Annotated in this window: 15 protein-coding genes; 3 read left to right on the top strand and 12 right to left on the bottom strand. The window is 34.4% G+C overall.

Annotated elements, in window-relative coordinates; translation table 11 throughout:
* Positions 1–208: 208 nt before the first annotated feature.
* Genes ABZP37_RS16530 through ABZP37_RS16515 form a run of 4 tightly spaced genes read right to left on the bottom strand, consistent with a single transcriptional unit; the run spans position 209 to position 3,511 of the window.
* A complete protein-coding gene (locus ABZP37_RS16530; RefSeq protein WP_366184287.1) occupies positions 209–631 on the bottom strand; it encodes a FabA/FabZ family ACP-dehydratase in 423 nt (140 codons plus the stop codon).
* 1 nt (position 632) lies between these two features.
* Complete coding sequence (locus ABZP37_RS16525; RefSeq protein ID WP_366184285.1) at positions 633–1,685, bottom strand: type III polyketide synthase; 1,053 nt, start codon at positions 1,683–1,685, stop codon at positions 633–635.
* On the bottom strand, positions 1,682–2,392 hold the full coding sequence (locus tag ABZP37_RS16520; protein WP_366184283.1) for a methyltransferase domain-containing protein: 711 nt from the start codon (positions 2,390–2,392) through the stop codon (positions 1,682–1,684). Before ABZP37_RS16520 ends, ABZP37_RS16525 begins: the two co-directional genes overlap by 4 nt.
* Entirely contained in the window at positions 2,393–3,511 is a 1,119-nt protein-coding gene (locus ABZP37_RS16515; protein WP_366184281.1) for an NAD(P)/FAD-dependent oxidoreductase, read from the bottom strand.
* 281 nt (positions 3,512–3,792) lie between these two features.
* Here ABZP37_RS16515 and guaB point away from each other — a divergent pair, with 281 nt between their 5' ends.
* Positions 3,793–5,265, top strand: a complete 1,473-nt coding sequence (guaB, locus tag ABZP37_RS16510; RefSeq protein WP_366184279.1) for an IMP dehydrogenase — start codon at positions 3,793–3,795, stop codon at positions 5,263–5,265.
* Positions 5,266–5,711: 446 nt separating this feature from the next.
* On the opposite strand, the gene ABZP37_RS16505 is transcribed toward guaB, so the two are convergent.
* The 5 genes from ABZP37_RS16505 to ABZP37_RS16485 all read right to left on the bottom strand — a co-directional run bounded on the left by ABZP37_RS16505 (position 5,712) and on the right by ABZP37_RS16485 (position 12,839).
* Positions 5,712–7,145, bottom strand: coding sequence for a hypothetical protein (locus ABZP37_RS16505; RefSeq protein ID WP_366184277.1), 1,434 nt, complete (start codon positions 7,143–7,145; stop codon positions 5,712–5,714).
* Between the two features lie 113 nt (positions 7,146–7,258).
* Entirely contained in the window at positions 7,259–9,505 is a 2,247-nt protein-coding gene (locus tag ABZP37_RS16500; RefSeq protein WP_366184276.1) for a cation:proton antiporter, read from the bottom strand.
* 162 nt (positions 9,506–9,667) lie between these two features.
* Positions 9,668–11,014: an adenylosuccinate lyase gene (gene purB, locus ABZP37_RS16495; protein WP_366184274.1), complete on the bottom strand. Its 1,347-nt coding sequence runs from the start codon at positions 11,012–11,014 to the stop codon at positions 9,668–9,670.
* Positions 11,015–11,344: 330 nt separating this feature from the next.
* Entirely contained in the window at positions 11,345–11,983 is a 639-nt protein-coding gene (locus ABZP37_RS16490; protein WP_366184272.1) for a hypothetical protein, read from the bottom strand.
* 163 nt (positions 11,984–12,146) lie between these two features.
* The gene (locus ABZP37_RS16485; protein ID WP_366184271.1) at positions 12,147–12,839 is read right to left on the bottom strand and encodes an NAD-dependent deacylase; all 693 of its coding nucleotides are present in this window, start codon (positions 12,837–12,839) and stop codon (positions 12,147–12,149) included.
* Between the two features lie 314 nt (positions 12,840–13,153).
* Here ABZP37_RS16485 and ABZP37_RS16480 point away from each other — a divergent pair, with 314 nt between their 5' ends.
* Both ABZP37_RS16480 and ABZP37_RS16475 read left to right on the top strand, forming a co-directional pair.
* Positions 13,154–13,285 (top strand): hypothetical protein, encoded by a 132-nt coding sequence (locus tag ABZP37_RS16480; protein WP_366184269.1) that lies wholly within the window; start codon positions 13,154–13,156, stop codon positions 13,283–13,285.
* 44 nt (positions 13,286–13,329) lie between these two features.
* Positions 13,330–13,983 (top strand): RNA methyltransferase, encoded by a 654-nt coding sequence (locus ABZP37_RS16475; RefSeq protein WP_366184268.1) that lies wholly within the window; start codon positions 13,330–13,332, stop codon positions 13,981–13,983.
* An 80-nt stretch (positions 13,984–14,063) separates the two neighbouring features.
* Here the strand turns inward: ABZP37_RS16475 and ABZP37_RS16470 are convergent, their stop codons facing one another.
* From ABZP37_RS16470 to ABZP37_RS16460, 3 genes are all read right to left on the bottom strand, one after another.
* Entirely contained in the window at positions 14,064–15,590 is a 1,527-nt protein-coding gene (locus tag ABZP37_RS16470; RefSeq protein ID WP_366184267.1) for a PepSY domain-containing protein, read from the bottom strand.
* Between the two features lie 6 nt (positions 15,591–15,596).
* Positions 15,597–17,753, bottom strand: coding sequence for a TonB-dependent receptor (locus tag ABZP37_RS16465; protein WP_366184265.1), 2,157 nt, complete (start codon positions 17,751–17,753; stop codon positions 15,597–15,599).
* 95 nt (positions 17,754–17,848) lie between these two features.
* Positions 17,849–18,223 carry a hypothetical protein gene (locus ABZP37_RS16460; protein WP_366184263.1) on the bottom strand — a complete coding sequence of 125 codons (375 nt, stop codon included), beginning with the start codon at positions 18,221–18,223 and terminating at the stop codon, positions 17,849–17,851.
* Between the last annotated feature and the right edge of the window lie 180 nt (positions 18,224–18,403).

Genomic DNA, 18,403 nt, shown 5'->3' with positions numbered 1-18,403 from the left:
GTCTCGCTGAGCGCAGTCGAAGCGTACCACTTGTGTGCTTTCGACTGCGCTCAGGCTGACAGAAATATTTTTATAAAAAATCATGTTTTTCCTTGATATGAATAACTACATTTAAATATTCTAACGACTTATATGGTCTTAATTTAAGGTTTATCTTAAAACTTGGTCACACAATAAAAACTAAAAGCTTAGATGTCTAAAAAAAACATTAAACAATAATCCCCGCAAGCGTTCCCATGCAAACGACTTCCTTAGCTTGATTAAACATTTTTACTTTGCATTTTAGTTTCCCAAAACGAAAATATATTTTTTCTGAAATGACCGTCACTTTTTCATTTGGATAAACAGGTTTCAAAAATTCAACCTCCGATGAGGTAAAAGCAATATTAGTAATAGTCTTTCCTTCGTTGAGATAAATTCCCAAACAGACCAATCCAATTTGAGCCATCGTTTCAATCAAAATTACTCCCGGCGTTACAGGATTATCTTTGAAATGCCCTTTATAGAAATCTAAATTTTGATCGAAAGTAAAACAGCCTTCAATTCCGTTTTCATTTACAGATTGAATGTCATCCACAAACAAAAACGGTTTCGAATATGGTAATTGGGATATAATGTCAGATTTCCTCATGTTACCATTCTAATAAAACGCGTTGCGCTGTAAATCCAGGGCCAAAACTTAACATAACTCCTTTTTCTCCTGCTTTCGGTTTTTTGTCTAGAATGCGTTCTAAAACATATAAGACGGTTGCGCTCGACATATTTCCATATAAGCGTAATACTTCTTTCGTATCGTCAATGTTTTTTCCTAATTCAGAGAATAAGCTTTCGACTAAGTTAACGATTTTTTTTCCACCCGGATGAAAAATTAAATGGTCAATATCCCCAATTTCGAGTTGATTTCTTTCCAAAAAAGGATGGATGATGGCTGGGAAATGCTCTTCGATGGTATCAGGAACAGCCACGTCCAAAATCATTTTTAATCCTTTATTAGTCAGTTCAAAGCCCATCATTTGTTCGTTGTTATAGAAGTGATACATAGATTCGTCTACTACTTTTGGACCAACTTCCGTGTCATAAGACGACAGTAAAACACAAGCAGCACCATCGCCAAAAATTGCCGCACTCACAATATTTGCCATCGAATAATCGTCTAACTGAAAAGTGGCAGTCGGACTTTCGACCGTAATCACAGCAGCACGTTTGTTGGGATTTGCTTTCAAGAAATTTTTGGCATAAATAATTCCAGATACGCCACCTACGCAACCCATTTCGGTTACGGGTAGCCGAACGACATCTTGCTTTAATCCCAGTTTATTTATCAAATAAGCATCAAGAGACGGAATCATGATTCCGGTGCAGCTTACAGTGATGATAAAATCGATAGTATCTGGTTTCCAGTCGGCTTTGTCTAGTGCTTTTTGCAATACTTTTTCGCCCAAAACAATCATTTCACGAGCATAAATAGCATTGCGTTCTTCAAAAGACTGTAGAGAAAAAACTGCCGCAGGATCCATAATAGAATAGCGTTTGTCTACTTTAGCTCCCTCAAATATTTTTTTTACTTTTCGTTGAAAACGCTCTTCTTGGTTGACTAACCATAAGTCCAAAAAAGGCAGTATGTCTACTGTTTCTCTAGAAAATCTAGGCAATTCTGTGGCAACATTTATAATTTTTACGCTCATTTTTCGGTTTTAATAATCCATTGGTAACGGAAAGCCCATTTCCATTGAATCGTATAGTTTTGTAAATTATTTTTTTTCGAAAAAGCAACTAGCTCTTCCTTTTTGAAACCTCTTAAAATGGAGATTAATCCATCATCTTTTGACATTCTATTCAGTCTGAAGACCAAACAAACCAACTGAAATAATCGATAAGCAATACTACTTCGATGCAAATCATTAATCACAATTCCGATTGTAGCTTGTTTCGAAAATAGTTGAAGTAAATAATTGATTTGGTCCGTTTGGAAGTGGTGCAATGTTAGGGTGCACAAAACCAAATCATACTTTAGTTCTTTGAATTTCTCCTCAAAAATATCGATGCATTGGTAACTTATATTCGGGTATTCTTTGGATAAAGCAACGGCATGATTCACAGTGAAAGCATTCGCATCAATACCAATTAAATCGAATTCTAATTTATTTTTCGCACCAAAATTGGCTAAAGTTCGCAACATATCACCATTTCCGCATCCGACATCTACAATTGTCAATTTTTGATTTTTCGAACCAATTAATTGCTGCACTCCTTGTAAAGTTAACTGATTGCCGCCTAAAAACTGATTGATACTGGCTATTTTATCTAAGGCATCTCGCAATTCTTCTCCTTCTAGTAGAAAATCATCCATGATCTCATCTTCTGTAGATCTATATTTAGTATTAATAGCCATTTAGATTGGTTTTCCGTGGGTTTTTTTAATAATGAAAGGCAGTAAGAAAGGAAAATATAAAACACTTTTCATTACTATTTTAGACAAAGTAGTATTCAATAAAATTTTTGATAAAATTTTTCCAAATTGTACTCGTTTTTTAAAAGCGCCGTTCCATTGAGTTTCGTATTTGTGTTCGAGTTGGTTTCGCGTTATGTTGTTTTCTAGATATTCGCTGACGAGTTCCGCTGCAATTTTGGCACCGTGAATCGCCATTGCCATTCCGTTACCGCAAAGAGGATGAATCATGCCAGCCGCATCACCAATCATAATCATGTGGTTTTCTATTTTGGGTTTGTCTTCAAAAGAAATTTGGCTGATCGTTATAGGTTTTTCAAAGAGCATTTTACCTTCTTTAAAAACGATATCTAAATAAGGATTTTTCGACATTACTTTTTGCTGAAATTCGCTTATGTCTTTGTGTTTTTTAAAAGAATTGTACCGAACTAAGTAACAAACATTTATAGCGTTGTTTTCTACTTTTGAAACACCACAATAACCACCATCAAAATTATGTAAAGCCACAACATTGTCTGGGAACGGGAAATCATAATGTGCTTTTACCGCCAGCCAAGGGGATTTTTCCTGGAAGAACTTTCGTTTCAATTGTAGATCCATATTGGAGCGTTTTCCAAAACTACCTAAAACGACTTTTGACTTGAACTGTTTGTTATCATCGGTTGAAATCGTGAATTGATCATTTGAAAAAACCACATCAATCACATTGGCTTGAATTATGGTACCTCCTAATTCTTGTGCTTTTTGATACAAATAGTAATCGAGAGTATAACGACTTACGCCAAAACCTCCCAGTGGTAATTTTGATTCAATAGTTTTTCCATCTAAGGTTGATAAAAGAGTAGTGTCAATTTTTGTCGGCTGAAGAGAGTTGATGTCAAGGTCTAAAGTTTGTAAATAATCCCATATTTCATTCGAAATAAATTCGCCACAGACTTTATGTTTGGGGAAACTATTTTTCTCAAATAATGTGACTGAGAAACCTTGTTTCAACAAATGAATAGCTGCTGTCATGCCGGCTAGTCCAGCACCAATTATTCCTATTTCTGTTTGGTTATTCATTTAGCTACTTTAAAGTAAGGAAAGGTAATCAATACGTGTACAATTAGATGTTCATCATTTATTAAATTTTTCAAAAATTATGGAGAATTTAGATTGGATCAGAATAAGGAAACTTAAAATTAGGTAAGGGTGTTGACTTCCTTTTTTGATTAATTTGGAGCCACATTTATTTTAATTAAAGTTCATGCGTAAACAATTACATATCAAATCGTTTTTGAAAATCAATTTTTAATTCAAATAAATTGACTATATTTGCACGCAATTCAACTAGAAATTGCAACATGATAGCACACAGCACAAAGATTATCGGTGAAGGTTTAACATACGATGATGTATTATTAGTTCCAAATTACTCCAATGTGCTTCCAAGAGAAGTGAGTATCCAATCAAAATTTTCAAGAAATATTACCCTAAACGTTCCAATTGTATCCGCTGCAATGGATACCGTTACTGAAAGTGCAATGGCAATTGCTATGGCACAAGAAGGCGGTATAGGAGTTTTACATAAAAACATGACTATCGAGCAACAAGCTGCCAAAGTACGTAAAGTAAAGCGTGCTGAATCAGGAATGATTATCGATCCAGTTACTTTACCAATGACCTCTGTAGTGGCTGACGCAAAAGCGGCCATGAAAGAATACGGTATTGGCGGAATTCCAATTGTGGATGAAAACCAAACTTTAAGAGGAATTGTTACCAATCGTGATTTACGTTTTGAAAAAAACAACGCAAGACCAATTATTGAGGTAATGACCAGTGAAAACTTAATCACTGTTGCCGAAGGTACTTCATTAGAACAAGCTGAAGTAGTTTTACAAGGTCACAAAATTGAAAAATTACCAGTTGTAAGTAAAGACAATAAACTAGTAGGTTTAATTACCTTTAGAGATATTACCAAATTAACTCAAAAACCAATTGCAAACAAAGATGTTTACGGACGTTTGCGCGTAGCAGCAGCGATTGGAGTAACAGGAGATGCGGTAGAAAGAGCAGAAGCATTAGTAAATGCAGGTGTTGATGCTATTATCATTGACACTGCTCACGGACATACACAAGGAGTAGTGAACACTTTGAAAGAAGTAAAAGCTAAATTCCCGCAAATCGACGTAATCGTTGGAAACATTGCCACACCAGAAGCGGCTAAGTTTTTAGTTGAAAACGGAGCAGATGGTGTGAAAGTCGGAATTGGACCTGGTTCAATCTGTACGACTCGTATCGTTGCTGGTGTTGGTTTTCCTCAGTTTTCTGCAGTGCTAGAAGTAGCAGCTGCCTTAGAAGGAACTGGAGTGCCAGTTATTGCTGATGGTGGAATTCGTTATACAGGAGATATCCCTAAGGCTTTGGCCGCAGGTGCTGACTGTGTGATGTTAGGATCATTATTAGCAGGAACAAAAGAATCTCCAGGAGAAACAATTATTTTTGAAGGTAGAAAATTCAAATCATACCGTGGGATGGGTTCTGTTGAAGCGATGCAAACAGGTTCAAAAGACCGTTATTTTCAAGATGTTGAAGATGATGTGAAAAAATTAGTTCCAGAAGGAATTGTAGGTCGTGTGCCTTACAAAGGAGAATTAAACGAAAGTATGTTGCAATTCATTGGTGGACTTAGAGCAGGTATGGGATACTGTGGTGCTAAGGATATTCCAACTTTGAAAGCTACTGGACGTTTTGTACGTATCACCGCAAGTGGTATCAACGAAAGTCATCCACATAATGTTACAATTACAAAAGAAGCTCCTAATTATTCTAGATAATTTATAGTTTTTATAAAATACAAAAGCGGTCTAATTAGTTTTAGACCGCTTTTTTAGTTTAAAATTATATTTATTGCTTAAATATAGGCTTAACATTCAAATTAACACCAGTAATGTTTGTAAAATAGTACAATTGTCAGTTCGAGCGCAGTCGAGAACCGCTATTACATCTCGACTGCGCTACCTATGACGTTTTGATTTAAATGTGTGATTTGCAAACACTTAAAAAAACACACCCCTAGCCCCTCTCAAGAGGGGAATTAGAAGTGCTAACATTCAAATAACGTCATTTTATATTGCTTTTTTTAGAATAAAAATTACTCCTCGATTTGACAAAAATCAGATTGGAATATATTATACTTTTTTTGGCATAACGTTTTTTTTATATGATTTATCTTGCTTACGGATGACCGATTTTCAAATCAACATTAATATATGGAAATTAATTACAATGTTATTTTGATCCCTGCAATAAAGTAATCAGGATTATCAGTTCCTAATGCCATATAGAGATACATAGTGTTGTTTTTAATTATAGGCGAAATAAACCCACCAGAATGATCCCAAGCCCAACTATAAATAGGATATTTATTAAACAGTTGTACAGGATTTACAATTAGTGGACTTCGAGCATCATGGTACCATTTTCCATTGTCCAATCGCATTAAACCATATTCTCTATTGTTTGAAGTTAAATAGTTAGAATATGTTTCTTCTCCTCCAATAATGATATATAATTGGGAATTAAATGTAACATAGGTAGCATCATCCGCTTTTCCTTTTAAATAACCATTGCTAAGATTTCCTACATGCACTATTTTTGAAGAAATAATGTTTTTGTTTAGGTCTAAAGCATCGAATAAATCAGTGAAAATGAGTTCATGAATTTCCCTGTCAATGAAACTTGGTTTTCTTTTATGTAGTAATAATCTATATTGATTGTTGAATTTAGTTATGGATAACGGGAAGCTATTTTGATCTAATTCATTCCATTGCGGAATCATTATTTTTTTTGGTTGTTGGATAATATTGAGATTTTCATCCATTATCATATATGCAGAGGTATAGTTTTTATTAGGTTGTTCTATTCCTAATAAAAAAAGTAGGTTGCCATTGTCTAATTTAAGAGGGTTTCCAGTAGTAAATACATTGCCATCCGTTTTCGCAAAAGGAATTGTACTTGTACCCAATATTTTTTTATTGTGAAAAACCCAATTTTCTAAGTTAGTACTAGTGGCATAGTAGATACTCCTTTTTGTATGTGATCCAAATACAATAGGAGTTAATAATATGTAAGTTCCATCGGATTTTTCGAAAATCCCTCCTGGTTGAATGTAATTGAATTCACCTTCTATGACTGAAATTGGATAAGGATCAAATAAAGGTTTGTTTTTAATTATTTCGTAATTAATAAATGGATTGAAAAATTCTACTTTAGCTCCAATAGTAGTGTTCAGAATTCCTGTATAGGTGTTTCCGAGGGTAATCCAACCATCATTTTTATTAATACTTACTATTTCTACAACAGTAGAAGCTTCACTATTTTGGGTAATAAACCAGCTTTGATTGTCTGTAGCTTTAATTAATAAATTATCTAAGTTCGTATAGTTGGTTTTTATTCGGTTATTTATGGCATCAAATTCAGTTATTTTTATAGGATTAGCTCTGTCAATATTATTGAGTTGATCAGAGATTAAAGCATTCGAAAAATAACTATTTAAACTTCCTGCAGGAAAACTATTTTCTATAGTTGGAATTTCAATTTCAGATGTTGGTGTTTTTACATCTGGTTGAGGTTCAATATTTTTACGGGGATTGTAATCTTCTGAATTACACGAAATCAATATAAAAAATATAATAAAAAGTAGTTTTCTTTTCATTGGTTAAATAGAATATAGTTTTTTTATTAGTAAAAGTGTTTAGTGTCATTTCACTTTAAAATACTTTAGATTTACAAGAATCATTAAATAATTTTGAGAAAAAAGTAATAATTTTATTCCACAAATAAAGCATTCAATAGTTTTTTGTTTCCTACAATCCAAACAATGTCATCACGTTCTAGAATGATGTTAGACTCAGGGTTGAGCATACGTACCCCATTACGTTCAATACCTACAATTAATCCTTGGGTTAGTTCTCGTAGTTTTGAGCGACCAATAGCTTTACCAATGAATTCTTCATTGTTAAGTTCTATTTGACGTAGAACCACGTCATTATTTACTTTTTCTGGAATCTCAATCTCATTTTGACGCAGATAGTCGGCAAATACTTTTACTTGATCATCCGTTCCAATAACTCCAATTTCGTCACCCGGAAACAAACGCTCCATTTTGTTTGGTACCTGAATCGTGATATCACCACGATTGATATAAGCAATATTAATGCCTAGTAATTCTCTAATCTTGATTTCACGTAACGTTTTACCTGCAAGATTGGATTCTTTGGCAATTGTAAAACTGGTCATGTGGCCATCCCAAGGAGTTAAATTAGCGTGTTGACGGTTTATTTTCCCTGCTTCACCTTCAGTTCTATCATTCAAGTTTTTCAGAAAATGACCTTCAATTTTATGATACTGAGCATGTAGTTTTTTAGGGAATAAAAAGTAAATAATTAAGGCACAAACTAATGCAATAAAAGCAATAATAGGAGAGAAAAAGATATTTAACAAGAATCCGATATAAAATACCGCCAGTCCCATTCTTAGAAAAAACAGCATCAAGATAGGACCTTTATATTTTCGCTCTTTAAACAAAGAAGCTACTTCCTTAACGGCTATTTTTCGCAATGATAGCGCATATAAAAAAGGCGAAATAATAACAATCGTAATCAAGGCGGCAATAGCATTTCCAAATTTAGAATGTTCCACCAAGGGCACCACAAATTTGGAACAAAGTAAAATAATTGAGGTGATAATAATGGTATGGATAACAATATGAATCAAGTGCGTTCTGATGACGACCTGCCAAGTACTCACTGCGCGAATCGCTTGTGCATTGGTGCTGTATCGATTGATTTTTTTAGTTATTCTGCGAGGTAATTTTTTTTCTAGAAACTCAGAAAAAGGTACTGCTGCCTTGACCATAAATGGAGTCGTAAAAGTTGTTATAGCCGATACTGCTACCACAATAGGGTAGAGGAAAGAACTGGTAACATGCATTGTTGTTCCAAGCGTAGCGATTATAAAAGAGAATTCCCCAATTTGTGCTAAACTCATCCCGGTTTGAACTGACTGCTTCAAAGGTTGCCCAGAAATTAATGCGCCAATTGTTGAACTGATTGACTGTCCAAAAATGGTGATAAACGTCAGAATCATCACTGGAGCTGCGTGTTCATACAAAGTTGTTGGATTAATCAACATACCAACTGACACAAAGAATACCGCGCCAAATAAATCTTTTACGGGTTTTATCAAATGTTCAATATGTTCCGCTTGAGTGGTTTCCGCAATAATGGAACCCATGATAAAAGCACCAAGAGCAGGGGAGAACCCAACATCAGCAGCCAGAATGACCATCATTAAACACAAGGCCAAGGAGATAATCAAGAGCATTTCATCAGTCAGTAAATGTTTGGCTTTTTTGAGTAAAGTAGGAATGAAAAATATTCCAGCTACAAACCAAGCAGTCAAGAAAAAGGCCAGTTTTAAAACCGAAAACAGCAATTCACTTCCAGAAAAATTTTGAGTAGCCGCCACAGTCGATAATAAGACCATCATCAAAATGGCTACAATATCTTGTACGATAAGCGAACCAATTACAATTCCTGCAAATTTTTGTGCTTTTACACCTAGTTCTTCAAAAGTTTTTAAAATAATCGTTGTCGATGAAACGGAGAGGATGACACCTAAGAAAATGCTATCCATCAGTTTCCAGCCCATCCATTTTCCAGCCATAAAACCGACGAGTACCATGGTTATGATTTGGGTGACGGCAGTAATGGAGGCGGTTCCACCCACTTTCATCAATTTTTTAAAACTAAATTCGAGTCCCAAACTGAACAATAAGATGATCACACCTATTTCTGCCCAGACTTCCACACTTTGGATGTCTTTTACCGAAGGGAAAAAATCAAAATGATTTCCTGCCAAAAATCCCGCAATTAAATACCCTAAAACCAAGGGTTGTTTAAGCTTTTTAAATATTAAAACTGCAATTCCAGCAGTCATCAGGATAAGTCCTAAATCGCTAATTAAGGGTTTTAAATGGCTAGTCGTTTCGGCTATTGTTGCTGCGGCACTCATAAATTGATTTTTATATTACAATGCGACTGTAAATTAAGGGCTAAATATAACAAAAGCATTGGTTATGTGCAATCTATACCAGAGTATGGACTGATTTATTGTAAATTCATAAAAAAAGCTATCGGTTAGGATAGCTTTAAAAATTATGATATATTTTTACTACTAGATTCCTAAGAAGTTACTTGGGGTGATTTGTAGTAATTCGGCTTTAATAGCATCCGATACTTCTAAAGTACCAATAAACTCGTGAATTGATTTTTTAGTAATCGCTTCATTTGTTCTGGTTAACCCTTTCAAAGCTTCGTAAGGATTTGGATATGCCTCACGACGTAAAATAGTTTGAATCGCTTCTGCTACTACTGCCCAGTTTTTTTCTAAATCTTCGTGGAATTTTGACTCATTCAACAACAGTTTGTTCAAGCCTTTCATAGTCGCTTCAAACGAAATAATAGTATGCCCCAAAGGAACTCCTATATTTCTCAAAACCGTACTATCAGTCAAATCACGTTGTAATCTTGAGATTGGTAATTTAGCTGAAAGGTGTTCGAATATCGCATTTGCTATTCCTAAATTCCCTTCTGAGTTTTCAAAATCAATTGGGTTTACTTTATGTGGCATAGCCGATGATCCAATTTCACCTGCTTTTATTTTTTGTTTGAAGTATTCCATTGAAACGTACGTCCAAATGTCACGGTCTAAATCAATAACGATGTTGTTGATTCTTTTTAAAGCATCAAAAAATGCAGCAAAATGATCGTAATGTTCAATTTGAGTCGTTGGGAAAGAGTGGTGTAGACCAAGAGTTTGCTCTACAAATTTGTTTCCAAATTGTTTCCAATCGATTTGTGGATATGCTACATGGTGAGCATTGTAGTTTCCAGTAGCACCTCCAAATTTAGCTGCAAACGGAACATTAAACAACAAACGCATTTGCTCTTCTAAACGCTCTACAAAAACCCCGATTTCTTTACCCAAACGAGTAGGTGAAGCCGGTTGTCCGTGCGTACGAGCAAGCATAGGAATAGCAGCCCATTCCACGCTTAAATCTTTCAATTTAGCCACCAAACCAATCAAAGAAGGCAAGTAAACTTGCTCAAAAGCTTCTTTAGTCGATAATGGAATCGCTGTATTGTTAATATCTTGGGATGTCAATCCAAAGTGGATAAACTCTTTATATTCTGATAAACCTAATTTCTCAAAGGCATCTTTGATGAAGTATTCCACTGCTTTAACGTCATGGTTGGTCACTTTTTCAGTGTCCTTAATCCATTGCGCATCTGCAGTTGTGAAATTTTTATAAATGTTACGTAAACTATCAAATAAATCTGCGTTAACCCCTTTTAATTGAGGTAAAGGCAGTTCGCACAAAGCAATAAAATATTCAACTTCAATTAAAACGCGGTATTTTATCAAGGCCTCCTCAGAGAAAAAAGGAGCCAAATTTTGAGTCTTACTTCTATATCTTCCGTCAATTGGCGAAATAGCATTCAATTCGTTTAAAGTCGTCATTTTTGAGTGTTTTTTTGAAAGGCACAAATATACAGAGAAGTTAGAAGTTAGGAGTTAGAAATTAGAAGTTTTTTAAAAATGAAGATTGATTTTTTGAGAAGCTATTTACTATTCTCTATTTTTAACGTAGTTCCATTAAGTGAGAGGGAACTATTGTAATAAGAAATAAACGTATGGAGTTCAATTAGCTGTTCTTTTAATAGAGTTATTATTTTAAACAATTAGGGTGTAATTATCAAAAATAATTACACCCTACTTGTTTAATTCTAAAATAGATTTATAAAAGGTTTTTTTTTAAATTGTAATTTTTACTTTCCTTTAAATCAATGTTTAATTTTTATTGAATAAAACATCAGCATGTACAGCCACTTCACTCCATGTTTTACTTACTCCATCTTTACCTGTATGTAATGCCTCGCATGCTTTATTGATTGATGCTACTGCTGCTAAAGCATCCCAGTTTTCTAAATTCATCACCCCATCAAAAGAAAAACTAGTATCACTATTGACACTATGTTTCAAAGGAATATTTGCTGTTTTTCCGTTCAATATTACATCTATCGAACAGCTGTTTTCAGGAGAAACTTTAAACTCACCAGAAATAAGTTCGGTATTGCTCATCACACCAAAAAAGAATTTTAAAATTTTTGGATCTCTAGTTCCGGTTGCGTCATTTGTAAATAAACTACTTACCGAAATACTAAATTTAGTTCCGTTCAAAGCTTCAAGTGCTGTTTTACCAGGATTGGTATTTGTCAACGTTATTTCTTTAAAAACACCACCTACAGCCGCTTTGTCAGTTGTCTTATAAGCAGTAAAACTCACTTTTGTAGAATCATTTACTACACTATATGTCGCTTCTGTAGCTTGTAATTCTGTAGCTTCATTTTCGGAAGATTTTTTAGAATCTTTACAGCCAATTGCCGTAATTAGGATCATTCCTAGAGCAATCAATTTTAAATTTTTCATTATATTATTCTTTTTAAAAGTTTAGTGTAAATTTAAACATAATTAGTCGAACTTCGTGTTTTATCTGGGCAGGACTGTGTGTTGATTGATGTTAAATCTTATGAAAAGTAATGTTAAGTTCTGTTAAAATATCCTATTTTAGCGTCTAAAACGAATCAATATATTAATGTACTATTTGTAATTTTCTCCTCAAAATCAAAACCCCATCCGAAGCATTCATCGGAATCAATTCTAAGCGGTTTCTCAAATTCGGAATACTAGCCGGTTTTGGGTCTATATAAAACAATAGGCAATTCGGTTTCGTGAAATCGATTAATCCTGCCGCGGGATATACTTGCAAAGAAGTACCAATAACCACCAAATAATCGGCATTTTCTACAATTTCAATTGCTTCCTCCAGAGCAGGTACAGCCTCTCCAAACCAAACAATATGAGGTCTCAGCTGATTCCCTTTCGCATCCAAATCGCCTAAAATCAAATCTCCTCTCCAGTCTTGGATATCATTTTCGTTTTTAACGCTTCGAACTTTCAATAATTCGCCATGCAAATGTAAGACAGCGGTGCTTCCTGCTCTTTCATGTAAATCATCTACATTTTGAGTAATAATCTTCACATCATAATCCTTTTCTAATTCTGCCAAAGTAAGGTGTCCCAAATTGGGTTCTACTTCCAGCAATTGTTTACGCCTTTGATTGTAAAAATCCAAAACCAATTCTGTATTCTTATTCCAACCTTCAGGTGTAGCCACGTCCAATACATTGTGACCTTCCCAAAGTCCGTCGCTGTCGCGAAATGTTTTGATACCGCTCTCGGCACTCATTCCAGCTCCAGATAATATTACTAGTTTCTTTTTCATATTATAGGTTTAAACTATTTTACTTGTCATTGTTGAAATGAAATTCTTAATTTTGATTTGAAAATTAAAATGAATTTGATGAAGTCTTTATACGTGTTATTTATGTTTTTCGGTTATTTAATTTGCTTTGGTCAGCAAATTATTCCTTTTTCAAAAATCGTAAATTTTAAGGATAGTTCCTTAGAATTGGATGGTTTTTTTTTCAAAATAATATCTTAAGAAATAATAATTTTGAAATTATCAATCAATATTCGATTTATAATCCCAAGCCAGGTTTAACCTCTTTTGTAATAACTTCACCACAATACTATTCGTTGGACAATACAAATTATTTGTTAGGGAAAGAGTTGAAAGACTTAAAGAAAGAGCCTGTTTTTCCAGTTTATAAAAAAGAAAGTTTAGGGAAAGCAATATTTTTTGGGGTTCTTGATGCGGTTGTAAAGTAAATAACTCTCTTTGTTTTACTACTTTTGTGAAAAATAAAATTGCAATGATTGACATTGATTACTTAAATTTCCTTGAAAATATCCTAACTGATAACCGCAAAGAACGCTTTTTGAAAGTACTCGAAAATAGGACTAATCATTTTACTATTGCTGTTGAAGATATTTTTCAGATGCACAATACGAGCGCGGTGATGCGCAGTTGTGAGGTTTTTGGAATTCAAGAACTGAATGTCATTGAGCAACGGTATGGCAAAAGTATCGATAAAGAAATTGCTATGGGTGCCCAAAAATGGGTTGACATTAATACTTATGATAGTATTACAGGGTGTGTTGATGCAATGAAAAATAAAGGCTTCCAAATTATTGCTACCACGCCACATGATAATGATTGTATGTTAGAAGATTTTGATATTTCTAAGCCAAGTGCTTTGTTTTTTGGAACAGAAAGAGACGGATTGTCTGAAGAAATTCTGCAACGTGCTGATGGTTTCTTGAAAATCCCCATGGTAGGTTTTACGGAGAGTTTGAATATTTCCGTTTCGGCAGCGATTATTATTCAAAATCTAACCAATAGATTACGGAAATCCAACATTGATTGGCATTTATCAGAAGAGGAAATGTTGGTTAAAAGATTGGCTTGGGCCAAAAGTTCTATCAAGGACATTAAGCGTATTGAAGCGAGGTATTACGGGTTATAAAATTATAAATTATAAATTAAAAGTTATGAGTTATAAGTTGCTGAACAATAACTTATAACTCATACTTCATAACTCCTAACTTACTTACGTACGAACAAATACAATCCTAGTAAACTCACAACCAGAACTCCCAAAGCAGAAATTGCCGTCACCAAATCTCGAATATTTTTTCCAGCCCAATCCATAAATAAAAATTTATGTAAAATGGCAAAGCTGTATCCTTCGATACGATCGGCATTGGTTACAAAAGCCGCCAATCTTGAAGTTGACGGTTCGATATAAATGGCAGTTTTGTCTGGCGTATCGTAACTCAATTTAATCACAGGCAAGCGTTTGTTCACAAAACCATATTCGCGATTATCAAATTGGTATAGATAATTAGTGTCCATCAATTTTGCGTTTTTGATACACGATTGTGTATTCTCCACATCGCAACAATCTGCAGGAGTTTCTTCATTGCCGACTACCATCATTTTGGCAAATTTATCAGCTAGGAAAACCGCGTATTCAGTTTCAATGGTTTTGTTTTCAATTCCAGTTTGGTAATCGATGTATTTGTTTTTTACTTCCCCGTCTTCATTTGGCATTAATCGAACTTGTAAAAAAGATTTATTTTTGAACTGAATCAAGGAATAATCTGTCCATGTTGAATCTGGATTAATTTCTAAATTTGGAATACAAAAATCTGCCGTTTTGAAGTCAGGAACGTAGATCATTTTGTCTAGGGTATAAGGCTCCAGTTTTTTGGTGGCATGATAACCACCGCTAAAAGCAAAAGTCAAAGTAACAATAGAAACTGCAATGCCGATTTTTCGGTGGTGTTTTCTGAATTTACTTTGGTTATCCGTAACAGGCGTTTTCTTGAAAACTTTCCAAAAGAAACCATAAATAACGATGCCGCTTAAGGCTGAAAAACAAATGATGCCGAGTAAAAACAACATCACAATAACTTGTAGTGTTTTGTTGGTGATACTTTCTAAGAAATTCCAATTATGAAACGTATCGAACACCCAAAGCTGCACTTTTCGAGAAGTTGGGTTGTAGGTCGCCAATTTGCTAGAAGTGGTTTCGACATAAACATCCATATGGTCATCGCGGTCAAAAGTCAATTTCCAAACCGGTAAATAGCGATTGACGTATTTGTATTGTCCGTCAAATTCAGTTTGCAATTCGATATTAGCAATTTTACTTTTTTGATCGTCAATAAAATAACGTGACAACCATTCGGCATAATGGGTATCTCCGTTTTTTAATTCGGTGCCATTGAAAGCGTTGAAATACAAAACCTCATTGGTTTTGGTTGTTTTAATTTGGTAATAAGAAACATTATTAAAATTGACCAAGCGAAAGTTTTTGAACTTTTCAATTTTGTTTTTTTCTAAAATAGAATGTATTGAAACTTTGATTTGCGTGGTGTCAATGGATTTTGTTTCTATTTTTTCATGGGCAATAGTTGGTTTAAACCAATGTGCCATTACAGGATGCATTAGTCCGGATAGGCACCAAAAAATCACTGGGATTATCGTGATAATTCCTAGGACTCTATGATATTTGTATCCGTTTTTCTTTAGCTTTTTAATCCACTTTTTACTGTTCGACTTTTTCATATTAGATTATTTTTTCAAACAAAGATTATATTGTAAACCAATTAAGAATGTTCTAGGTGCAGCTGCTGTATAACTAGCTTGCGAAGTGGTTAAATTCCCTCTACTCACATTGTAGGCATATAGTTTGTCAGTAAGATTCATCACGTTTCCGTAAATCTCAATGCTTTTATATTTATAACCAATACGACCATTGAACAAATTGTAACCCGCATATTTTACTGTGTTCACTTGATCTTGATAGTAGCTACTGATTAATTGCCATTCTACCGAAGCTCTGAAATTCGGCAACCAATTGGGATAATAACTAACCTCTGAATTCCCTGCCCATCTTGGCGCTTGTGGCATTTCATAACCTCCTAAATTTTGTAAAACATCAGTTGATTTGTCCGAAATCGTAAAGTCAATATACCGGTGTTCTGCAACGGTTCCGCCTACTCGAATGTTCCATTGTGTGTTAGGTTTGTAGTTGAAACCAAACTCAATTCCTTTGTGACTTGTTTTTCCCGCAGAACGATAATCCGTTGAATTATCTTCTAATTTGATACTCAAAAGTTCGTTTGTTCCTTCCATATAATAAAGGGCGTAATCAAAGGTCAATTTATTTTCGAATAAAGAAACCCAACCACCAACTTCAAAATTTTCAAATGTTGCCGGTTCTAAATTATAATAAAACTCCGCCGTTTTTCCTGTTGATCCACCTGTGCCAGATTTTGCTCTAAAAATAGAAGTGACTCCTGGAGGAGCAAATCCCTGAGAATAATTCCCGTAAAAACCTGCTTCTTTGATAGGATTGAAGTTTGCACCCGCTTTGAAAGTGAATTTGTCGTAGGTTTTGTCCCCTGAAGAATTATCTAAGGCATTGTTGTATTTTAACTTCATAGCATCATAACGACCGCCAACCGTAACTATTAATTCTTGTATAGGACTGAAGTTGATTTGTTTAAAAATCGCTGTGTTGTAAATGTCGGCGGTATAATCGGCTAATTTGGTTTCAGGATGTTCTGCTACAATTTCGTATTTGTTTACCGTTTGTTTACCTGTTTCTCCAGGATTCAAATTAGCTTTGATGTCTAGTAAATACGACCAATAGGTTACAGGAGAAAAATCAAATGAAGCACCACTGACCATTGTTGTATTCCAAAAATTAAATTTTTGAGTGTGTTGGCCAATCGCTCCATAGCTTTTAAAATTGTTTGAATTTACTTCACCAGTGGCAGTAGTTGGATTTGTAGTAGGACTCCAACGTATTCCATAGGATGGATTTTGACCTAATTTATTATCTCTATGGTAAATAGTCATTCCTGTACTAGCTTTTGAGTTCCAATCGTGTTCAACTGTCAATCGCGTGCGTAAAGCTTCAGATTTTCTATAAGTGAAATCAGAGGTACTTGTGTATGTTCTGTTATTAAAATCATTTTCATTTACACTACCACTCATGTCTGAGAAATATTTCCCAACCATTGTGTTGCTTGTCAAACGTGTTTTGTCATTAATAGCGTAATCCAATCGAACATTCAAATTGTCTTTTTTGTAATCTGATTGTTCCATCCAAGAACTTTCTTGAATACTAGAAATACCTGAGATATGAAAACCAATTTTTCCAATAGTAGCTCCACCTGCAGCTTGAACTCTTTTATACCCCCATTGATCAGCTTGAACGCCAAATTTAAACTCGGGGTAATAAGAAGGTTTTTGTGAAATTAAATTGATGGTTCCGCCAACGGCTTCGGGGCCGTATAAAGATGAAACAGGACCTTTGACGATCTCAATTGACTGAAGGTTGAATTGATTGATTTCTAATAAAGCATTGTGGTTGAAAATCCCCAACGGTCGAATGGGCAAACCATCTTCTAGGTATAAATAATAACTAGAGTAGGAAATAGGTTGACGGATAGACATGGCATGTTGCTCATTGCCTAAGTTAATCATGACTACTCCCGGAGTTTTATTAGCGATTTCATATAAGGCCGAAGCTTTTGATTCGTCTATTGTTTTAGCCGTGATTTTACTGATGGCAACCGGCGTTTCTTTACGTAAAGTTTCCGTTCTGTTGGCTGTTACAAAAATATTGTCAAGCTCATTACAGCTAGTGTCTTTAACTTTTTTATTTTGGGCATGGATCAATTGTCCTACTAATAGTAGGATAACGAGTAATTTTCTCATTGGAATGGGAATAAATTATAATATAATAAGTTGCTCTTGGTTTGAACCAAAAGGGATTTATTCTGTGTCAAATACAGAAAAAAGATTATTATAATTTAAACAAGAGGAGGATGAAAAATGGTGAAAGAAACCATTTTTGGTTTTTCACAAAAATCAGAAAAAGTACTTTCTTTTTTTTGTGGAACAGTAGCAGTATTGATGTTGAATTCGAAAGGAGCAGTTGTGTAAACCAATTCTGTTTTTTCTTTCAGATTGGTGTTGTTCATTCTCTTTTCGTTATCGTCGTATTTTTTAAGGCTTTTTTGCAGTTCACAACGCCCGTTACAATTGTTATTGATGTTGGCTCTTTGAACGCAAATTGTTTGAGCGATTTCGTCCTGCGCTAATTTAAATTGCGTATAAATCACAACACTTCCCAGCGAAGGAAGTAAAAGTATTAGTGATAATAAAGTAGCAAAAAAAAGTTTCAAGACTATGCCTTTTGAATTTCTGCAAATATAGGTTAAAATTGTAGTAACGGATGATTTTTAAAATAATTTTTGAGGGAAGGTCTTAGCGAATAGCTAGATTAGGTACATTATAGAAGTAATACCAATAATATTTATAAAATAGTTCAATTGTCAGTTCGAGGAGTAATTTTTATTCTAAAA

It is taken from the genome of Flavobacterium ovatum, from assembly GCF_040703125.1.
Taxonomy (GTDB): Bacteria; Bacteroidota; Bacteroidia; order Flavobacteriales; family Flavobacteriaceae; genus Flavobacterium; species Flavobacterium ovatum.
This window is presented reverse-complemented; position numbering and strand designations above follow the sequence as displayed.